Source organism: Pseudomonas sp. NPDC086278 (assembly GCF_050280905.1).
Lineage (GTDB): Bacteria > Pseudomonadota > Gammaproteobacteria > Pseudomonadales > Pseudomonadaceae > Aquipseudomonas.
The window spans coordinates 1-19071 of sequence record NZ_JBNNWE010000078.1 but is presented as its reverse complement, the minus strand read 5'-3'; the positions used below and the strand labels follow the sequence as shown (position 1 = coordinate 19071).

12 protein-coding genes and 1 pseudogene are annotated in these 19071 nt (G+C 59.5%); 5 read left to right on the top strand and 8 right to left on the bottom strand.

The window, feature by feature from the left end; genetic code table 11:
* Positions 1-333 precede the first annotated feature (333 nt).
* Positions 334-5169 carry an NEL-type E3 ubiquitin ligase domain-containing protein gene (locus tag ACQKP4_RS21455; protein ID WP_427635614.1) on the top strand — a complete coding sequence of 1612 codons (4836 nt, stop codon included), beginning with the start codon at positions 334-336 and terminating at the stop codon, positions 5167-5169.
* 58 nt (positions 5170-5227) lie between these two features.
* Here ACQKP4_RS21455 and ACQKP4_RS21450 read toward each other — a convergent pair whose 3' ends face one another.
* The 6 genes from ACQKP4_RS21450 to ACQKP4_RS21425 form a co-directional block, all read right to left on the bottom strand.
* Positions 5228-6445, bottom strand: a complete 1218-nt coding sequence (locus ACQKP4_RS21450; RefSeq protein ID WP_427635613.1) for a hypothetical protein — start codon at positions 6443-6445, stop codon at positions 5228-5230.
* Positions 6446-6483: 38 nt separating this feature from the next.
* Positions 6484-7734: a hypothetical protein gene (locus ACQKP4_RS21445; protein ID WP_427635612.1), complete on the bottom strand. Its 1251-nt coding sequence runs from the start codon at positions 7732-7734 to the stop codon at positions 6484-6486.
* 25 nt (positions 7735-7759) lie between these two features.
* Positions 7760-8260 carry a CS1 type fimbrial major subunit gene (locus ACQKP4_RS21440; RefSeq protein ID WP_427635611.1) on the bottom strand — a complete coding sequence of 167 codons (501 nt, stop codon included), beginning with the start codon at positions 8258-8260 and terminating at the stop codon, positions 7760-7762.
* A gap of 14 nt (positions 8261-8274) precedes the next feature.
* Complete coding sequence (locus ACQKP4_RS21435; protein WP_427635610.1) at positions 8275-9015, bottom strand: molecular chaperone; 741 nt, start codon at positions 9013-9015, stop codon at positions 8275-8277.
* Positions 9016-9055: 40 nt separating this feature from the next.
* On the bottom strand, positions 9056-11578 hold the full coding sequence (locus tag ACQKP4_RS21430; RefSeq protein WP_427635609.1) for a TcfC E-set like domain-containing protein: 2523 nt from the start codon (positions 11576-11578) through the stop codon (positions 9056-9058).
* Positions 11579-11687: 109 nt separating this feature from the next.
* Complete coding sequence (locus tag ACQKP4_RS21425) at positions 11688-12176, bottom strand: CS1 type fimbrial major subunit (protein ID WP_427635608.1); 489 nt, start codon at positions 12174-12176, stop codon at positions 11688-11690.
* Between the two features lie 506 nt (positions 12177-12682).
* Here ACQKP4_RS21425 and ACQKP4_RS21420 point away from each other — a divergent pair.
* Both ACQKP4_RS21420 and ACQKP4_RS21415 read left to right on the top strand, forming a co-directional pair.
* Positions 12683-13261: a PadR family transcriptional regulator gene (locus ACQKP4_RS21420; protein ID WP_427635607.1), complete on the top strand. Its 579-nt coding sequence runs from the start codon at positions 12683-12685 to the stop codon at positions 13259-13261.
* Positions 13258-14043: a siderophore-interacting protein gene (locus ACQKP4_RS21415; protein ID WP_427635606.1), complete on the top strand. Its 786-nt coding sequence runs from the start codon at positions 13258-13260 to the stop codon at positions 14041-14043. The genes ACQKP4_RS21420 and ACQKP4_RS21415 overlap by 4 nt, the downstream gene beginning before the upstream one ends.
* 385 nt (positions 14044-14428) lie before the next feature.
* Here the strand turns inward: ACQKP4_RS21415 and ACQKP4_RS21410 are convergent, their stop codons facing one another.
* A complete protein-coding gene (locus ACQKP4_RS21410; RefSeq protein ID WP_427635605.1) occupies positions 14429-15070 on the bottom strand; it encodes a Pr6Pr family membrane protein in 642 nt (213 codons plus the stop codon).
* Between the two features lie 2 nt (positions 15071-15072).
* Positions 15073-15303, bottom strand: a complete 231-nt coding sequence (locus ACQKP4_RS21405) for a VF530 family DNA-binding protein (RefSeq protein ID WP_427635604.1) — start codon at positions 15301-15303, stop codon at positions 15073-15075.
* Positions 15304-15768: 465 nt separating this feature from the next.
* Between ACQKP4_RS21405 and ACQKP4_RS21400 the strand changes: the two genes are divergently transcribed.
* A complete protein-coding gene (locus ACQKP4_RS21400) occupies positions 15769-18177 on the top strand; it encodes a glucose/quinate/shikimate family membrane-bound PQQ-dependent dehydrogenase (RefSeq protein ID WP_427635603.1) in 2409 nt (802 codons plus the stop codon).
* A 335-nt stretch (positions 18178-18512) separates the two neighbouring features.
* Positions 18513-18980, top strand: a pseudogene (locus tag ACQKP4_RS21395) (LON peptidase substrate-binding domain-containing protein); the annotation flags it as partial.
* Between the last annotated feature and the right edge of the window lie 91 nt (positions 18981-19071).

Genomic DNA, 19071 nt, shown 5'->3' with positions numbered 1-19071 from the left:
TTAACCTGTGCCCGCCCTTACTTAAGAGCAGTAATTCAGACTTTTACTTTGGGCGATGGAGGATAGGCTGGTGACTTCCATCAATGTTCAAGGTTTATTAAAACAATGCCTGACTTACAAGGACGTACGTCCGACAACAATGGCCGTCACTATGACTTTATAAAAAGCCGGATACCGCACCCGGTCAAACAGGCCTCACTCCGGCGAATCCAGGCGCTCAGCGCCACGCACGCGGGCCCTGAGCAATGGATACTCGGCGCATCGAACTTCAATCACAACTTATTGCAAGACGCCAACCTGAAACTTTGGGCATCACAAAACAAAGTAGATTTAATGCTTGATGAGTTACAGGATATTTATACATTCGCCGAACCCTTGTTGAGCACCGCACTAAAAAAACAATACGGTGTCGACGACAACCCAAGAACAACTTACTTACATCTTTATTTACCCAAAGAACGCCCCTGGTATGCCATCGATGTCTCGGCCGGCGTGGTCACTCGCAGCGTTTCGCTGCTGGATGCCGCGCTGCATAACTTCGCCCGCTCCGAAACCTGCGAAGCCGGCTCCGATTTCATCAGCCAACCCGATGAACGCGGGCTGTTTGATATCAAGCCGATCAAACGCAAAATGTCCATTGCCCAGTTCCAGACCCTGTGCCGCGAACTGGACCTTGGCGCCCGTTACACCCGGCACCTTGAAAGCTATTTACTGCCCCGTGACGCCGTTGCGAAGACGTACCTGAAACACAAAGTGGTTGAAAGCCAGAAAGCGGCGTTCGTTGCCGCGACGCACCTGGCGGCAATGACCGGCGACATCGCGGGCGATACCCGCGATCTGGTACTCGCCATGCTGGATGGCCAGCGCAACCTCACCCTCAAGGGCAAGATCGTGCAATTCGGCGAGATGTCCCTGCTGGACACGCCATTGACCGGCATTGTGCTGATTTCGCCCAACCTCGATCAAACCAGTGATGCCGCCCAGGTGATCGCCTACGTTCCCCAGGATCCCGAGCACCCGCTCAAGGAATACCCCTCGGTCACCGCCTTCATGAATGAGTTGACTCGCCAATTACGCGACAACGATTTCATCGATTCCTCACAAATGACCTATCGCCAGTACTTCAGCCAATTCGTCGCTCAGCCACAACGAGGTCACTTTTTCGCCGAACTCCAGCAACGCCTGCTCAAGATCACGCAGCACGAAAAAGCAGCACTGGACCCACGCCCGGTGTGGCGGGAGCAACCGGTGCTTAACCCCAGGTTGCGCTTTGATACGGCACCGATTACGGGCGATGTCTGGAGCCATCTCTACCAGCAAAAGCTCAACAAGTTGCTCAATGACGCCAGACACGTGGCCGTATCAACCGCCGACGCGGACAGCAACGCTCGCGGGGCCTGGTGGGACAACTTCAAAAAAATCGTCTCGGACATCTTCAACGCAGCCCTGATGATCGTCACCCCGTTTGTGCCGGGGCTGGGCGAATTGATGATGGTGTACACCGCGTATCAGATCACCAGCGAGGTCGTCACCGCCATCGTCGACCTCGCCGAGGCACAGTGGACCGAAGCCGCCGAGCATGTCGTGGGAGTGGTCGCCGACGTCATCCAGTTGGCGACCTTCGCCGCGGGCGCACAACTGGGCAACTTCGTTCGCTTGAAACTTTCACCCTTGATCGAAGGCATGAAACCGGTGCAACTGCCCGATGGCCAACAGCGTCTGTGGCACCCCGACCTCAAGCCCTACGAACATCCGGACGTCAAACTGCCGGTCGACGCCCTTCCCGATGAGCAAGGTCTGTTCACCCACGAGGGCCAGAAGGTCCTGCCGCTGGAGAACACACATTACGCCGTGCAACAGGACCCGATCACGGGTAACTACCGCGTACAGCATCCCCGCCGTTCCGATGCCTATCGACCCGAGCTGAAACATAACGGCCTCGGCGCCTGGACCCACGAAGCCGAGAACCCGCGCGAGTGGCAAGGCTCGACCTTGATGCGTCGGCTGGGTCACAGCGTGGCGGCCTTGAGCGACACCGAACTCGAACAGGTGCGCACCATCAGCGGCACCGGGGACAACGCCCTGCGCAGGATGCACTTGGACAATGCGCCGCCGGCACCGCTGCTGGTCGATAGCCTGAAGCGTTTCAAGATCCAGAAGGAAGTCGCCCAGGCCGGCGCGCGGATTCGCACAGGACAGCCGCTTGCGCCGTCTTCCTACTGGTTCGAAAACCTGCCGACCTCACTGGCGGGCTGGCCCCCCGACAAGGCACTGAAGGTTTATCCCGATGCCAGCCAGACCGGTAGCTTTCGGCTGTATGGCAACCCCGGCGCCAGCACCGATCAGACACTCGCCACCGATCTGTCCCACGTCATGAGCGGCAAGCTGCCGGAGAGCATTATTGCCTTTCTGGATGAGCAAGAACTCCAGCAGCTGTTCGGTCGGCGAGTACCCAGGAACGAGCAATTGCAAACACTGCGCAATCTGCTGGCGGGTGAAGCAGACGCGCTGAAGACGGATATTTTCGATCAGCAATACCGGGCCAGCGAACAGTCAGACAACCCGCAGTTTCGACAGCTCGCACAGAGCGTGCCCGGGCTCCCGCGCAGCGCCGTGGAAAAACTGCTGGGCCAGGCCAGTCGCGCTGATCTTGAGCGCATAACGCAGGAACAACGCGTGCCATTGGCCTTGAAAAGTCAGGCACGCGAGTCAGCGTTCGAGGCCCGCGCCAGCCATGCCTATGAAGGGCTGTATGACGACGCATGGCTGACACCCGATACCGAACGGCTGGTGCTTAACGCCCTGAGAATCCACACCGATACCTTCGCCGACCTGCGCATCGAAGTACGCGATGGCACCTTTGACGGGCCATTGCGTTGCAGCGTTGGCAGTGAAGAAGCAACGACCGTCCGGTTGCTGATCAGAAATGAACTGGCCAGGTATGAAGTACGCGACGGCATGAACCGTCCCCTGCACGATGGCGACGGGTTCTACGACACGGTCCTCTTTACCTTGCCGGCGCACACACGCACGCAACTGGGTTACCGGACGGGTCAGGGCCGGCAGTTCAGGCAATGGGTGATGGCCAAGACCGAGATGCCCGCCGAGCGTCGCACGGCGTTGCTGGAACCACCGATTCGCCCGGTTGCAGAGACCCAGACCGACATCCTGCTGCGGGGGCCGGCAATCTCCAAAACAGCCATGACCCTGGAGGAGCGCGTGAAGGATCTGTATCCCCATTTGTCCGACCGGGAAATCAATGTGCTTGTTCAATCCCTTGGCGATGGAGACCAGGCGCTTCAGACGATTCAGCGGCTTGACCGCGACTTGTACAACCTGAAAGAGACGCTCAACCAGTGGCGCTATCAGCAGCCCGACGGCTGGGGCCCCGGCGCCACTTCGTTCAGGGACACGGGCGGACGGCTCATTTCCGAGCGCCTGATCGAGTGTTTCGAACGCAAATCCCGGGTCTTGGGTGAGCGCAGTACCTCGGTTGACGCGGGTTATGCGTTGGACCTGTCGACGGAGTTGGCTGAATACGATCTGGAGCATTGGTGGAAAAAACTGCCCGACATCAAGTACTACCTCGACCAGATCAGCACGCTGAACCTGGACCGTACGAGGTTTTCTGCCAGCGCCAACGGCGTGTTGAAAGACTTTCCCCATCTTGTGCAACTGAGTGCAAGAGATTGTGGGCTGACTCAGCTGCCGCAAGGGATTGGCAGGATGCACATGCTTCAAACGCTGCGCCTGATAAAAAACCGGATCAAATTGACGCCGACCACCGTGGAACTGTTGCGAAATCTGACCCGTATGGAAACGCTCAGGCTCGATGACAACCCGCAGTTGGGACTGCTGCCGAACGTCGAACGCATGCCCAGGCTGAAAATCCTCAGCCTGAGCAACACCGGGGCTACCACCTGGCCTGAGGGCTTGTTCAAGAAGCCTCGGCCGGGAGGCTTTTACCTGGACCTGATGGAAAATCCTCTTTCCGAGATTCCGAAGGTGATCCTGGGTTCCGACGATGCACGCCTCGTTGCCCGCACGCGATTGTTCCTGTCGGACCTCTCGGACGCCAATCGCCTGGCCTACGCGCAATATCGAAAGTCGGTGGGACTAAGCCCCGTTCAGTCCTATTTGCCCGCCGCCGAACGCGCGATCCTCCAATGGCCGATGCCTAACGATTCCCATTGGTGGAGTGCCAATGCGTCCGGGCTGGGCACTTTCCGGCAGGAAGCCTGGCATGACTTGATGAGCGAACCCGGTGGCGAAGGTTTCTTCGAGCTGATTCAAAAACAGACGCTGTCGGCCGATTACCGCGCCGGGGGGGAGGCGCGCGAGCTGTTGTCGGCGCGGGTATGGCGCATGATCGAGGCCATGAGCCTGGACACCGAGCTGCGCCAGGCGTTATTCGAGATGGCCAGTTCGCCGACCACGTGCGCCGATGCCGGCGCGCAGGTCTTCAACCACATGGGGATCAAAGTACTCGCCTGCGAAGCCTATGTTTTTTCGGCATCGGGCGAGGATCTTGAAGCTCGCTTGGCGACCCTGGCAAAAGGCGCCGCGCGGCTGGATCGGGTGGATGATGTCGCGCGCGAAGAATTTCGCCGCCGCAACGAAAAACCGGACAACGAGCAGGAAGCCAATCCGGATGAAGTCGAGGTGTTTTTGGCGTTTGAAACCGGCCTGGCTCATCGCCTGAATCTGCCTTGGCAATCCAGAACCATGCTTTTCCACGAAAGGGCAGCCGTCAAACAAGCCAAGCTCGACACCGCCTATGACACGGTCATGTCGATGGAGCAAGGCGATGGGCTGGTCAACGGCATGCTGGAGCATCCCTTCTGGGAAAAATACCTGCGCGATACCTATCCGAACGAATTTCGACGTAACGCCCGACGCTATGAGGCCAGGACCGACCTGCTCGACGAGCTGCGTGACGCTCAACGGGCCTGGGTCGATTCAAGAGGATTGCAATTGGCGCAACGCCGGGCGCTCAGGCAACGATTGCAAGACCTTTGTGGCCAACTGGGGATTCCCGAGAGCAGCGTGTTCACCGATGAGCGTATGAGCGATGGGGTTTACAACCGTCTGCTCAACGATATCGGTTACGAAGAAAAGCACTTGAGCAGAATGCTGACCCGGGCGGCGCTACAGCGAGCCGGGCAGTAGCGCCCCAGTGACCGGCCCCTGAAAGGTAATGCGCAAGACACTTTCAGGGGCCTTTTTTTCAGCCCACTTCCGAATCCCAGATCACCGTGACCTGACCTGAATAGCTGCGGGTAATCCCCGGTTTCAGCATTTCCTGCACTTCGTCCCGGGCGACTTCGAAATGCAGGGTGCCGGGTTTGCGGTCCACATAAAAGCCTGCCTGGAACAACTCGGTGCCGCCGCCATCGCGAAGTAACGGACGCCGATTGACCGCTTGCCCCATCCCGTCGGTCAGGCCATTGGGCAAGGTCACGCTGACCTCGAGTGGCACCGGATGGCCAGCCTTTGGCTCCCACAACGCGCAGGTGTTGCCGCTGACGTATTGGCATTCCAGGCTCATCTTGAAGCGGCTCGAGGCCGATATGTTGAAGGTCTGATCCCGGAACAACCGCGTCGGCTTGCGCCCCTGGGTCAGCCACGCCTGCCATCCTCCCTGCGGAACCAGTTCGACGTGATTACCCCCGGGGGGAATCTCGACTTTCAAGGTGTGTTCCACGTCCAGAGTGAAGTTCAGCGTTATCAAATCGTCGTCGGGCAACATGACATCGCCCATGTCGAAGTCCCGGTGCGGCCCGACGGTGTAGTTCATGACGCCGCGATAGGTGCCCGTCGACATTTTCAGGGGATTGGGCGTGATCAGCTCGTAGGAAAAACCGGTGTTTTCATAGGCGAACTGGTGAGACTCGCCAATCTCTTTCTGCGCCTGTTTGGCGCATACACCAGCGTCCGCTGGCACTCGCCAGAAAAACGCGTAGTACCAGGCATGGCCATACCCCACGCCGCCGTATCGACAGGGAGCGGGTGGGTAGACCCATCCACTTTCCCAGACGTTTTCGGGCAGCGGCTCCCTGATGGTGTATGCCGCACCCACACCGTTCACCCGCATCTTGACGATCTCGGGTTCACCGGTTTGTTCATGAATGACCGTGACCTCTTTCCAGTACGACGGCACCCGAAACATCGCCCCCTGACGTTCGTCATTCAAGGCCGGGATGGCGGCGATTGACCTGAAACGGATGGGCAAGGCGATGCTGAACACTCCGTTCTCGCAATACTCCGGATGATCCCCGCAATACCCCCCCTGAGGTGTGGTGTTTTCGAAGGCGTTTTGCAGGGGGTTGGCCGAATCCGGCCTGAACTTCGCCGTCATCTCAATGGTTGCGGCCTCTGCCGAGGGGGCTAATGCCGCCAACCAGGCGAGCGCACGCCAGTGGCTCGCCATCCCTGTTTTGTTCATTACGCGTGCACTCCCTGTTACTGCGTCGATACTCGTCACTAAACCTCCGAATCCCAGATCACCGTCACACTGCCCGAGTACTGCCGCTGTTGTCCGGGCTTGATCATCTCTGCGACTTCGCTCGCGGGAATCTCGAAATGCAGCGTTCCGGGTTTGCGGTCCACATAAAACCCTGGCTGGAACAATTCAGTGCCACTGCCATCAAGCCGCAACGGCCGGTGATCGACCGCTCGGCCGTCGGCATCCACCAGCCCATGGGGCAGGCTGACGCTGACGTTCAGCGGCACGAAATGTCCGGACGGCGGTTCGTATAGCGAACAGGTCTGGCCGTCCTGGCGGTATTGGCACTCCATCTGCATTTTGAAACGTGAACTGGCGGAAATATTGAAGGTCTGGTCGCGGAACAACCGTGTCGGTTTTCGCCCCTGGCTCAGCCAGGATTGCCAGCCGCCCTGGGGCACCAGCTCAACGCGATTGCCGCCCGGAGGGACATCGACCTTGAGGGTGTGCTGGACGTCCAGCGTGAAGCTCAATCCCAGGGTCGAACTGCTGGGCTGCATGATGTCGCCCATGTCGAAGTCCGCGCCGGGCCCGAGGGTGTAGGTCAGATTGCCAAGGTACTTTCCCGAGGACATGCCCAATGGGTTGGGGGTTATCAGTTCATAGGCAAAGTCGAGGTAGTCATAACGCAGCCAAGGCACATTGAATTTCGCCTGTTTTTCACAGATACCTTCAGTCGGGGTTTTCCAGAAAAAACGATAGTGAGTGGACGAGAAAAAACCCACACCGCTGTAGAGGCAGGGAGGCGGCGCATTCACCCAACTGATGCCCCACAGTTGATTGTGTGCCAGACGATAATCGTCGCCCCCGCCCACCAGGCCGATCACGTCTTCAGTCACATAGCGGGACCCTATACCGGCAATCCGAACCCTGACGGTTTCCGGTTCACCGGTGGTTTCATGGACCACCGTCAAATCCCGCCACTGCGCCGGGACCTTGAACATGGCGCCCTGACGGACCGATGGATGATTGGCCAAAATCGGCGCAATGGAGTCGAACCGAATGGGCACTTGCAGGCTGAACATCTCGTTGTCCGCACACTGCTGCGGATATAAGCCGCAGTAGCCGCTGGACGGCGTGTCATTGATGAATTTATTGCGTTGCGGATTCGCCGAATCGGGTTTGAACGAAGCCTGAATCGACACCTCCTCGGCCCCCGCCGAAGACAGCCACATCGAACACAAAAAAGTCACGCCTGCACAGCGTTGGAACAGTTGAATACGGTTCATCCCTTAAGCCTCGTGAAGTCAGGTTTCAAGCACCGGGCATGACCGCATTGAAGATCATGTTGACGCTGCCAAAATAATTGCCCGGCCGGTAAACCCCATCGGCAGGCGGCACCGGTACGATTTCCAGCAACACCCGTTTGCCGGCCGCGGCGTCGGTCAAGGAAATCACTTCGCGGTTCTCGTGCTCGCTCAACAACTGGCCGTTGAACAGCACACGCAAATCAATGTCATGGGCGGCGGTGCCGTTGGACAGATACGGTCGGCCTTCAAGCCGGGCCTGGATGGAACCGGCCTCGTTCTTCACGTCGAAATGTTTGCGCAAGCCGCCCAGTGTCGCCGACGACAAATTCCACGGCAGTTGCTGCTCGCGATGAATCCAGCCCGGGTCTGCCGGAGTGACATAAAACGCCAAGGTCGGGATCGTCACGAACACATCGAAGCGGTGCACTTCCCTGGCGGCAAACGCCGACGTAGCCGCCCACGCGGCGATGGCCGCGACCAGCATGAGGAGCAGTTTTTTGAACATAGTCATCACCGGGATCAACCCTTCACGTTCAGTTTTTTGCTTTTCTCACCTTCAACCAGGGTGAAGCGGTATTCGCGACCGGCCTGTTTCTCGAACTGAAAGGTGCGGCCCGCGAGGATGTGATGTTTGGTCGTGGGCTGGCAGTCCTGTTCGTTTTTAGCCGAGCAATCCTTGAACTCATCGATCACCACCACGGTGTTGCCGTTGTTGCGAATCCGGTAGTTGCCCGCCTCGTTCTCGATCGAGCTGTCAAAGCGCACCTGCTTGGGCCGCACGAAAAACACCGCGCCGTAACCGGCCAATACGTTGACCCCGGCGGAGAGGGTTTTCTTGTAGTCCTCACGTTCTTCGCTGGAAACGGCAAACTCGTCTTCTTTCTCGGGCACCACCGGCACGAACCGCACGCGGAAATAGCGCTCTTTGTCGCGCGCGCCCATGAACAGCAATCGCGTGCCCTGCATGCCATTGGCCGGCACGATCAGTCGGGCCGGGCTGGCCATCAAGCCATCGCGGGCATTGCCGTCGGCTTGCGTCTTGAGCGGCACTTCCTGTGATTTTCCGTCGGCGTCATAGAGGATCTCGAGGATGTTGACCTTGACGAACGCGGTGCTGTCACCGCCGTTGAAAACCCGTTTCAGGTAGGTACTTTTGTCGCCGTCCAGATAGTCGTAGACGGTGCCGATATTGATGCTCGGTGTCGCGTGAGCAGTCTGGGTGAACAGACAAAAACCAAATAATGCCAACAGACGTTTCATCGTCCCTTCCTTCGTTGATTAATCACGTTCTGCCGGGCCATCAACCCGCCGTCCGGTCGATAACACTCGCGTCCGCCAATGTGTCCGGCGTGCAGCGCAGATCGCCGATCATCAGCACGTTGTTTTCGGTGCGTCCGTTATCGGGGTCGAGACGGAACTGGCACAGCAACCGGTTGCCATGACGCACCTCAAGGGTCGGTGACCCGGCGTTCATTTCCATCGAGAAGAAACCGTCCACTTCACTCACTCCGCGACTGGCGTGGTTGATGATGTGATGGCCCTTGAGCGGGTTGCCTTGCGGGTCGACCAAGCGGCCGAGCACGGTGAGGGTGCGCATGACCTTGATCTGGCGATACTCCACGCCGCCCTTGTTCAGGTGATAGCTGGAGCGCGCCGGTTGAATGGTGGCGGCAGGCACATGGTTGCCTTCGAAGTCGAACGTCACGGAGCTGCTTTTGTAAGCCGTGATGGGCACGAAGTTGCGCCCGGGCTTGAGCACTGCGCTGCCGCCGCTCAAGTCGTCGGCGCGCAGGGCGATGTCTGCGATGTCCGATTCGACATCGATGATCATGCCGGCACCGTCGCGGTAGTACTGGCTGGTCATGACCATTTGCTGGCCGCCGACGGCCACGGTGCTGTCCAGGTTCAGGCCACCGGTGAAGTCGTTGTTGAAGGACGAACGCTGGATAAAACCGTCGCCGTTGACCAGGTCGGATTGCATCGTGCCCATCGCATTCAAGCCAATGCCGTAGGTGTCGGTGATGGCGGTGGCCGAGACACTTTGCAGCAGATGATCCTGGAGGTCTTTGCGGTAGGTAACCGACGCGTTGTTATCGCGGCCGCCGTCGCGGGCAGTGCGAGTACCGATACTGCCGGAGATTTGTTCGCCCGGACCGCCCAGCGCGATGTTGACGCTCAGGTCGATGCCACGACTGCGGTCGTCACCGGAGCTGAAGCTGCCCGGCCGGTCGAACAGGGAAAGCCGCCAGTTGGCGTCGCTGCCAAACAGTTCGGTGCGCTGAGTCCAGCCCAGGTCGACGCCCGTTCCCTCGGTGTTGCCCTGGCTGTGGGACACCCGGGCATTGATCGAGCTGTTGCGGGTGAGCCGGTGATTTATTGATAAGGACGAGTTGCTGGTCTGGCCGACAAATACATTGCGCTGCCGCACCCGCGTGCCATCGGGCAGCGTGTCGTAAAGCCGGGTCGTGTCGAGCCAGCTGCGGTTATGGCTGGCGACGATGCTGCCGCTGCCGTAGGAATACAGCCCCTGCACATCCAGACCGGTGCCGTAGTCTTCGGTCTGGTAAACGTTGGCATAGACGCTGGCATTGTTGACGATGGTCCAGTCGACGGACGTGCCGAGTTGCAAGCTATCGCGCACTTGCCGGCCCGTCAGGCCGAGAATCACCCGGGGGTGCAGCAGAAAATTGAGCGCCGCACCGGCAGTCAGGTCGCCATCGTCGGGTTGATCCCAGTTGCTGAGCAGCCCCGATTCACGACCGGCGAACAGGTTGTAGCGCCAGCGCTCGTCGTGGTTGCGCCAGTTGTTCGGTTTGTAGATCAACTCTTGCGTGCTGGACGTGATCTGGCCGTCTTCGATCAGGCGCACTTCCACTTCATAGATGCCGCCCGGCAGCGGCCGGGTGTCGAGGGTCTGCAACCCGGCGGGCACCGCTTGAGTGTTGATCAGCAAACCGTCGCGATAGATTTCCACCGACCCTTGGCGATTGGCCGTGACATAGATCGGATACACCGCCGGTTTCGGGTTGTTGATGGCCAGACTGTCGGAGCTGCCGTACATGACGCCCAGCGCCGTGTCGGGGCTGGTGCCAAACGTGCGGGGCTGGCGGCTCAGGCCTTCGGACGTGGGCGTGAAATACCCCAGTCGCAGAAAATTGCCTGCCAGTTCGCGCTGGGTATAGAGCTCATTCACGGCGTGATAGAGCTGGTTGTCCATGCCCCCCAGGCGCGACAGTTGCAGGTTGATCGCCTGAGTCCAGTTGCCCAGGCTGCTGCTGGCTTCCAGGCCGTAGCGCCCGCCGAGGTCCTGGTTCTGGCCGCCGTTGAGGTTCAGTTGATTGCGCACGATCAACCCGGTGCTGCCGCCTTCGGGCAACGAGTAGTAACGCTGCGCTTGATCGTCGCGTTCGGCGTTTTCCGTGAGGATCGACACCAGCGAGTTTTCGAGGCTGTAGTGCACGGCCAGCAGTTGCTCGGGGCAGTTGGCCTGGCAGGCGCCCAGCGCCACACCTTGTTTCAGATAGCCCGACCAGATGTCGCGCTCGCTAGGTTTGATCGTACTGTCGCTGACATCAGTGAAGTCAACTAAGGTGATGCGATCGTCGCGGGTCAGTACGACCATCGCCTCACCGAGAAACTGTTGGTCAAGTTCCACGCGCACGGCCAGTGGCACATCAAAGAAGTGCTCTTCGAACTCGGTCGGCAAACCCTTGGCCTGCGCCAGCAGACTTCGAGGTGTGGTGCCGTTATCCGCCGGCGCGGCCACGACAGTTGCGCAGAAAAAAAGGGCAAGCGCCGTCGCGATGGGAGTCATCGGGAACATGAACGAAATACTCTATAGATAAATGCGTTGAAACCCGATCGACAGGCAAAAGTTGCCCGCCGACCGGTAAGCGTCATCAAATAAGGACGGGCCTTAATTAATAACCGTATTACGGGATGCGCGGAATAGCATCGAAGACTACGATCGGATTGGCCGTGTAAAGACCGGTCTGGGCGGCGGTCGGTTTGGCCGCGGCAATCACCAGATCAGCCCTCATGCCCCCGTTCGATTCGCTGTCGCCGACCACTTCTTGCGAAGTGCCGGTCAAGGTTACACCGTTGAACGAGTAGGTCAGCGCGATGTTGTTGTTACCGTTGAACAGGGGTTGTGGCCCCCCTTCTACATAAGCATTGACCGAACCGTTAGTGTGTCGGATGTCGTAGGTGGCCCGCAGCGGGCTCAAGGTGCCGAGCACCAGGTTGTAGACCATTTTTTCATCTTTACCGAAGTCAGGATTCACCGGTTGGGCGTGGAATACCTGGGTTGGAATAGTGGCGCTGATGTTGATCGACGTGCGCGCTTCTTCCGCCGCGAACGCCACCGAAGAACTCAGTGCCAGGAGGGTCATCGGAACGGCGATTGCAAACTTCTTGAACATGGTTCTGTACCTGTTTTTTTTCAAAGGATTGGACCGAGGAAAGTCAGGACAGTGAACATTAATCACCGCAATGGTGAGCATTCACTCAACTTTCGACGCCAGAGAATGATCGTCCAATCTCCTGAGAAAGTAAGTACGTAACTTCTGAAGAACATGTAGTAATAACGGCTTTCCAACAGCAGGAAAAAAGTTGAAAAAACAGTAAAAAGATTATTTAACCCTCAGAGAAATACTACACACAGTTCCAACTAAAAAAGCACACAGATGAAATAGAGCTGAACTTCCGTAAGAACCATACTACTTCGCCTCAATACTAATCCAAGGATCAGTGACGGCACACTAATGATTAGTTTAATTACTCTAAAAATACAAAAAACTTGTCATTTCCCCTGCCATTGCGCTGTCCGTTCACCGCCACGCCGGAGTCGACCGTTGGTCCGACCCGCTTGCCACGGGCAAAAGATATATCTTAAGTTGTATCTAAACACGACAAGAGCAGACGAAAAATGAGAGACCATCATTCCCATCGAGAACACGGCGACAGCCGCGACGGCTTCGAAAAACGTCCAGGCCCCGGCCGTGAACGCGGCGGACGCGGGCCACGGGTATTCGCCCCCGGCGATTTGAAAGTGCTGTTGCTGGCGTTGATCGCCGAGCAGCCGTGTCATGGCTACGACCTGATCCGCCAGATCGAAAGCATGTTCGACGGCGCCTACAGCCCCAGCCCCGGCGTGATCTACCCGACCCTGACCTTCCTTGAAGAAAGCGAAATGATCCTGGGCGATGCCGAGGGCGGGAAAAAACGCTACAGCATCACCGACGCAGGACGTCTTTCATTGACTGACCAGGCGATTGCGCTGGACGGCGTGCGGATGCGCATCGAGGTCAGCAAGCGCTCGCTGCGCGGCCATGATCGCCCCGCCGAAATCCACGAGGCGGTGCATAACGTGCGGCACGCCTTGCAAATGCACCACGGCCGCTGGAGCCCGGAAGAAATCCTGCGAGTGCGCGACCTGCTCAACCACACGGCCAAAGCCATCGTCGACGGCCCTGCCGTTCACCCCGTTCAGGAGCAAGCCGAATGACTGAAGTGATCGTGCAATCCATTCACCGCGTCAGCCACGAGATCAAACGCCGTCGCCTGCAAGTGCTGCGCGTGGTCGACCTGACCCCGCGCATGCGCCGGATTACGTTGGGCGGGCCAGAGTTGGCCGGCTTCGTCAGCCTCGGCAGCGACGACCACGTAAAACTGCTGTTCCCGCAGAACGCGGCGGAACAGGCAGCACTGGAAACCCTCGTGCTCGGCGCCGGAAAAGACAACGGCCCCCTGCCGGCGATGCGCGATTACACGCCGCGCCGCTACGACCTCGACACACTGGAGCTGGACATCGACTTCGTGCTGCACGGCGATGGCCCTGCCTCGACCTGGGCCGCGCAAGCCAGACCCGGCCAGTTTCTGCACATCGGCGGGCCACGCGGCTCGATGATCGTGCCTGACATGTTCGACAGCTATCTGCTGATTGGCGACGAAACCGCCCTGCCCGCCATCGCCCGCCGCCTCGAAGGCCTGGCGGCCAATCGGCGAGCGTTGGTGATCATCGAAGTGGCGAACGGCGGGGAGCAGCAGAAGCTCGAAAGTCCTGCGCAGGTCGATGTGATCTGGGTGTTGCGCGACGGCAGCCAGAACACCTTGCTGACCACGGTGAAGCAACTGCAATTGCCCAGCGGCAACCTGTATGCGTGGGTCGCGACCGAGACCAAGGCGTCCCGACAGATTCGTCGGGTGTTGCTCGACGAGCACGGTTTGAACGAGCAGTTCATCAAGGCTGTGGGTTACTGGCGGCGGGACGACAGCGACGAAGAGTGACCGCCACTCATGTGGTTGCCGGATTCCCTGTGGTGCGGGGGCTTGTGTGGCTGGAGGACCTTATGTGGCTTAAGGTTTTTTGTGGCTGGAGAGCTTTTGTGGCGAGGGGGCTTGCCCCCGTTGGGTTGCGAAGCAGCCCCAATACAGCTCAAGAATCCGGGCGCCAGTTTTAGCGCCGCTTCGCGCCGCAACGGGGGCAAGCCCCCTCGCCACAGAAACCTCACTAGCCACAGAGGCCCCACTAGCCACAAAAACCTAACTAGCCATAAAAGTACCCACTAGCCACAGAGGCCCAACTAGCCACAGAGACCCCTTCACCACAGAAGTCTTCTAGCCACACACAAGCCCCTTGGCCATCCTCGTACCCTTGCCACAGAGGTCTGCCTCACTTTCGTCCCGCGCGCCACCGATCCAGCCCGATCACCATCAACGAAACAAGCAGGAACCCCGCCAGCAAGCCCGCCGCATTCACAAACACCTGTGGATAACCCAACTTGTCCACATCAATGAATGGATAGGGGTAAACCGCCAGCAGATGCCCGCGCCACAGCGTGTACGCGAAGTACACCAGCGGGTAAATCACCCACAGGCCAATGTGCCGCAAGCGCAACGTGCCTTTGGGCACATACCACCACCAATACGCCAGAAACAGCAGCGGCATGATGTCGTGCAGCAACTCATCGGCCACCCATTGCCAGCCTTCGGGATGCCACAAGTGGCGCAGTAACACGCTGTAAGCGATGCCGACCACAGTGATGCTCACCGCAATCGCGCTGCTGACCCACGGTTGCAAGAACCAGCGCCGCGCCGCCGACTCGCGGGATGTCCAGTGACAGGTCAGGACGGTCGCGACCAAGGTGTTGCTCAGCACGGTGAAGTAGCTGAAAAAACTCAGCAGCCCGCCGACCAGACTGGCTTCGAGGCTCCAGCGTGAGTAGAGAATCAGGTACAGCTGGATAGTCAGGCCGGCCCAGCCCGACACTGCCGCCACGGCCACAAAACCACGCCTCGCGGCGGCACTTGCCATTGTCAGAGCGGGCGCTTGGTGCGCATCAACTTGATGTACAACGTCTCGACTTTCTCGCGGGCCCACGGGGTCTTGCGCAGGAAGGTCAGGCTCGACTTGATGCTCGGGTCACTTTTGAAGCAGCGAATGTCAATGCGCTCGGCCAGACCCGACCATTCGTAATGAGCCACCAGGGCGTTGAGAATTTGCTCCAGCGTCACGCCGTGCAGCGGGTTGTTGTTTTGTTCGGTCATGCCGGGCCTTCGAGCGGTGAAAGGTTGGGAAGCCGCGCACCTTAGCCGAGGGTGTGGTCGGGTGGAAGCGCTCCGTGTGCTATCTCCTCAATGTAGGTGACGTTGAAGAAGTCGCGCCGAGTACTGTTACCAAATCCGAAATAATTCATGTCACTAAAAGCACTTTTTCTATTTGTAACGGAACATTATCCTTGCGCAGCTCAAGCTGAAACGATTCTTCCGACCCAATCCCGTGCCGCCCCGCGTGCACGTCCCCAGAAAAAGAACCCGAATTTTCGCCCATGCCTGACTTTCGGCGGGACCAGGATTGGCGCGTCTTCCTGAACGCCACGGATCCCCGGCGGAGCGCATCAACCGGGCCGCTCTAACCAGGTTTCACTTTTATAACTGAACGATGCCCGCGCGAGATCGTCATCTACAGTGAGCTTGCCCGGGACTATTTGAAACATCACGGAGAACCACACTATGAGCACTGATGGTGCTTTGAGTCGAAGCCGCCTGCTGCCGACCCTGCTTGGCATTCTGCTGTTGCTGATGGGCTTGGCCATGTTGGCAGGCGGGATCAAGCTGAGCATGCTCGGCGGCTCGCTGTATTACCTGCTGGCCGGTATCGGCCTGACGCTGACCGGCGTACTGCTGATACTCGCGCGCCGCGCCGCCTTGGGCCTTTACGCGCTGGTGCTGTTCGCCAGTACCGTGTGGGCCCTGTGGGAAGTCGGGCTCGACTGGTGGCAACTGGTGCCGCGTCTGGCGCTGTTGTTCGCATTGGGCATCGTCATGTTGCTGCCGTGGGTGCGCCGGCCGTTGCTGCGCGACGGCCCTTCGCCAATGGGGACGGGCGCGCTGAGCGTGGCCGTGGTCCTGGCGGGCGTGGCTGCGCTGGCCAGCCAATTCACCAACCCCGGTGAACTCAAAGGCCAACTGGATCGCGACAGCGTCGAGGGCATGACCAACACCGCGCCGGCCATGGCCGACGGTGACTGGAACTCCTACGGCCGCAGCGCCCACGGTGATCGTTATTCGCCACTGGCGCAGATCACCCCGCAGAACGTGAACAAGCTGGTTCCGGCCTGGACCTACCGCACCGGTGACATCCCCGGGCCGAACGACCCCGGTGAAACCACCGCCGAAAACACCCCACTGAAAGTCAACGGCATGCTCTACGTGTGCACACCGCACAGCCAGGTGATTGCCCTGGACCCGGACACCGGCAAGGAAATCTGGCGTTTCGACCCGAAGATCTCGACGCAGAACGCCGCCGACTTCAAGGGCTGGGCGCACATGACCTGCCGTGGCGTGTCGTATCACGATGACGCCGTCTACGCCTCCGAGCAGAGCCCGACCGGCAACGCCAGCGCCGCTGTCACCAGTGCCTGCCCGCGCCGAATCTTCCTGCCGACCGCCGACACCCGCCTGATCGCCCTCAACGCCGACACCGGCAAGATGTGCGAAGACTTCGGCGACAAAGGCCAGATCGACCTGAGCGCCAACATTGGCGACTTCACCGCCGGCGGCTATTACTCGACTTCACCGCCAGCGGTCACCAAAGACCTGGTAGTGATTGGCGGCCACGTCACCGATAACGTCTCCAACGACGAACCAAGCGGCGTGATCCGCGCGTTCGACGTGCACACCGGCAAACTGGTGTGGAACTGGGACAGCGGCAACCCGGACGACACCACGCCGATTGCCGAGGGCAAGACCTACACCCGCAACTCGCCGAACATGTGGTCCATGTTCAGCGTCGACGAAAAGCTCGGCATGCTCTACCTGCCGATGGGTAACCAGGCGCCCGACCAGTACGGGGGCGACCGTACCCCGGCCTCGGAAAAATACAGCGCCGGCCTGACCGCGCTCGACATCAACACCGGGCACGTGCGCTGGACGTTCCAGTTCACCCACCATGACCTGTGGGACATGGACGTCGGCGGCCAGCCCACCGTGCTCGACATCAAAACCGCGGACGGCGTGAAGCCGGCGGTGATGGCGTCGACCAAGCAAGGCAGCATCTACGTGCTGGATCGCAGCACCGGCAAGCCGCTCGTGCCGATCAACGAAGTGCCGGTCCCGCAAGGCGCCGTCGCGGGGGATCACACCTCGCCGACCCAACCCAAGTCCGACCTCAACTTCATGCCGCCGCCATTGCGGGAACGCGACATGTGGGGCGTGACCCCGTTCGACCAACTGATCTGCCGGATCGACTTCAAATCCATGCGCTACGACGGCCCGTTCACGCCGCCATCGTTGCAGGGTTCGATTGTTTACCCAGGCAACTTCGGGGTGTTCGACTGGGGCGGCATCTCGGTTGACCCGGTGCGTCAGATCGCTTTCGTGAACCCGAGCTACATGGCGTTCAAATCAAAACTGATCGCCGCCGAAGACATCGCCAAGCAAGGCCCGCGCGTCAGCGAAACCCAAGGCGTCCAGCCGAACAAAGGCGCGCCGTACGGCGTCATCCTCGAAGCACTGCTGTCGCCTCTGGGCTTGCCGTGCCAGGCGCCAGCGTGGGGCTACGTGGCGGCGGTCGACCTGACCAACCACAAAACCCTCTGGATGCACAAAAACGGCACCGTGCGCGACAGCTCACCGGTTCCGATCCCGTTGACCATGGGCGTTCCAAGCCTGGGCGGCACGTTCACCACGGCCGGTGGCGTAGCGTTCCTGAGCGGCACCCTCGACCAGTACCTGCGCGCCTACGACGTGAAAAACGGCAAGCAACTGTGGGAAGGTCGCCTGCCCGCCGGCGCACAAACCACCCCGATGACCTACACCGGCAAGGACGGCAAGCAATACGTGCTCGTCATGGCCGGTGGTCACGGGTCGCTGGGCACCAAACAAGGTGACTACGTGATGGCGTTCAAACTGTCCGAGTAAGTTTTAGCGGCGGTTGAAGCGAAGGCGACTCCTGCGAGGGAGTCGCCTTTTTTTGTGGCCGGCGGATTTTTCAGCACACCAGTTATCTTCTGTGGGAGAGAGCCTTCTTACCAAAGCGAGGTGCCAGCCGCCCTTCATGTTGCATGGGCAACAGCCATCGCGAGCAAGCTCGCTCCCACAGGAAATGCTGTGCAGTTGCAAGACATTGGCCGGGTGACTGGCGCCAAGACCAAACACCTGTCCAAACCCTGAACACTCACTGAAATTTCCCGCGCCATTGAAACCACCCGCCACCCGCCCCATCTAACACCCATACTCAATTGCGCAGGTGCCCCATGAGCGACCAGCAAGAATTCCCCGAAGACCCCAGTGAATACGCCGACCCGGAAAACGCCGAACACCACTCCACTGGCAAAGGCCTCGCGCTACCCGGCCAGAACCTGCCGGACAAGGTCTACATCATCCCGATCCACAACCGCCCATTCTTCCCGGCTCAAGTCCTGCCCGTCATCGTCAACGAAGAACCGTGGGCCGAAACGCTGGATCTGGTGAGCAAATCCGATCACCACTCCCTGGCCCTGTTCTACATGGACACCCCCCAGGAAGACCCGCGCCACTTCGACACCTCCGCCCTGCCGCTCTACGGCACCCTGGTCAAGGTGCACCACGCCAGTCGCGAAAACGGCAAACTGCAATTCGTCGCCCAGGGCCTGACCCGCGTACGCATCAAAACCTGGCTCAAACACCATCGCCCGCCGTACCTGGTGGAAGTCGAATACCCGCACCAGCCGACCGAGCCGACCGCCGGCAAGACGGTTTTGCAGTGGTTTAGACGCAGCCGCAAGGCCGACAAGACGCTGGCCGAGAAGATCGCCCGCTAGCACGCAGCGATCT

Excerpts from the sequence above, each read along its gene's own strand:
- ACQKP4_RS21400 (WP_427635603.1), top strand. The coding sequence starts at position 15,769 with ATGAGCACTGATGGTGCTTTGAGTCGAAGCCGCCTGCTGCCGACCCTG.
- ACQKP4_RS21415 (WP_427635606.1), top strand. The coding sequence starts at position 13,258 with ATGACTGAAGTGATCGTGCAATCCATTCACCGCGTCAGCCACGAGATC.
- ACQKP4_RS21445 (WP_427635612.1), bottom strand. The coding sequence starts at position 7,734 with ATGAACCGTATTCAACTGTTCCAACGCTGTGCAGGCGTGACTTTTTTG.
- ACQKP4_RS21420 (WP_427635607.1), top strand. The coding sequence starts at position 12,683 with ATGAGAGACCATCATTCCCATCGAGAACACGGCGACAGCCGCGACGGC.
- ACQKP4_RS21430 (WP_427635609.1), bottom strand. The coding sequence starts at position 11,578 with ATGTTCCCGATGACTCCCATCGCGACGGCGCTTGCCCTTTTTTTCTGC.
- ACQKP4_RS21425 (WP_427635608.1), bottom strand. The coding sequence starts at position 12,176 with ATGTTCAAGAAGTTTGCAATCGCCGTTCCGATGACCCTCCTGGCACTG.
- ACQKP4_RS21435 (WP_427635610.1), bottom strand. The coding sequence starts at position 9,015 with ATGAAACGTCTGTTGGCATTATTTGGTTTTTGTCTGTTCACCCAGACT.
- ACQKP4_RS21450 (WP_427635613.1), bottom strand. The coding sequence starts at position 6,445 with ATGAACAAAACAGGGATGGCGAGCCACTGGCGTGCGCTCGCCTGGTTG.
- ACQKP4_RS21410 (WP_427635605.1), bottom strand. The coding sequence starts at position 15,070 with ATGGCAAGTGCCGCCGCGAGGCGTGGTTTTGTGGCCGTGGCGGCAGTG.
- ACQKP4_RS21440 (WP_427635611.1), bottom strand. The coding sequence starts at position 8,260 with ATGTTCAAAAAACTGCTCCTCATGCTGGTCGCGGCCATCGCCGCGTGG.
- ACQKP4_RS21405 (WP_427635604.1), bottom strand. The coding sequence starts at position 15,303 with ATGACCGAACAAAACAACAACCCGCTGCACGGCGTGACGCTGGAGCAA.
- ACQKP4_RS21455 (WP_427635614.1), top strand. The coding sequence starts at position 334 with ATGCTTGATGAGTTACAGGATATTTATACATTCGCCGAACCCTTGTTG.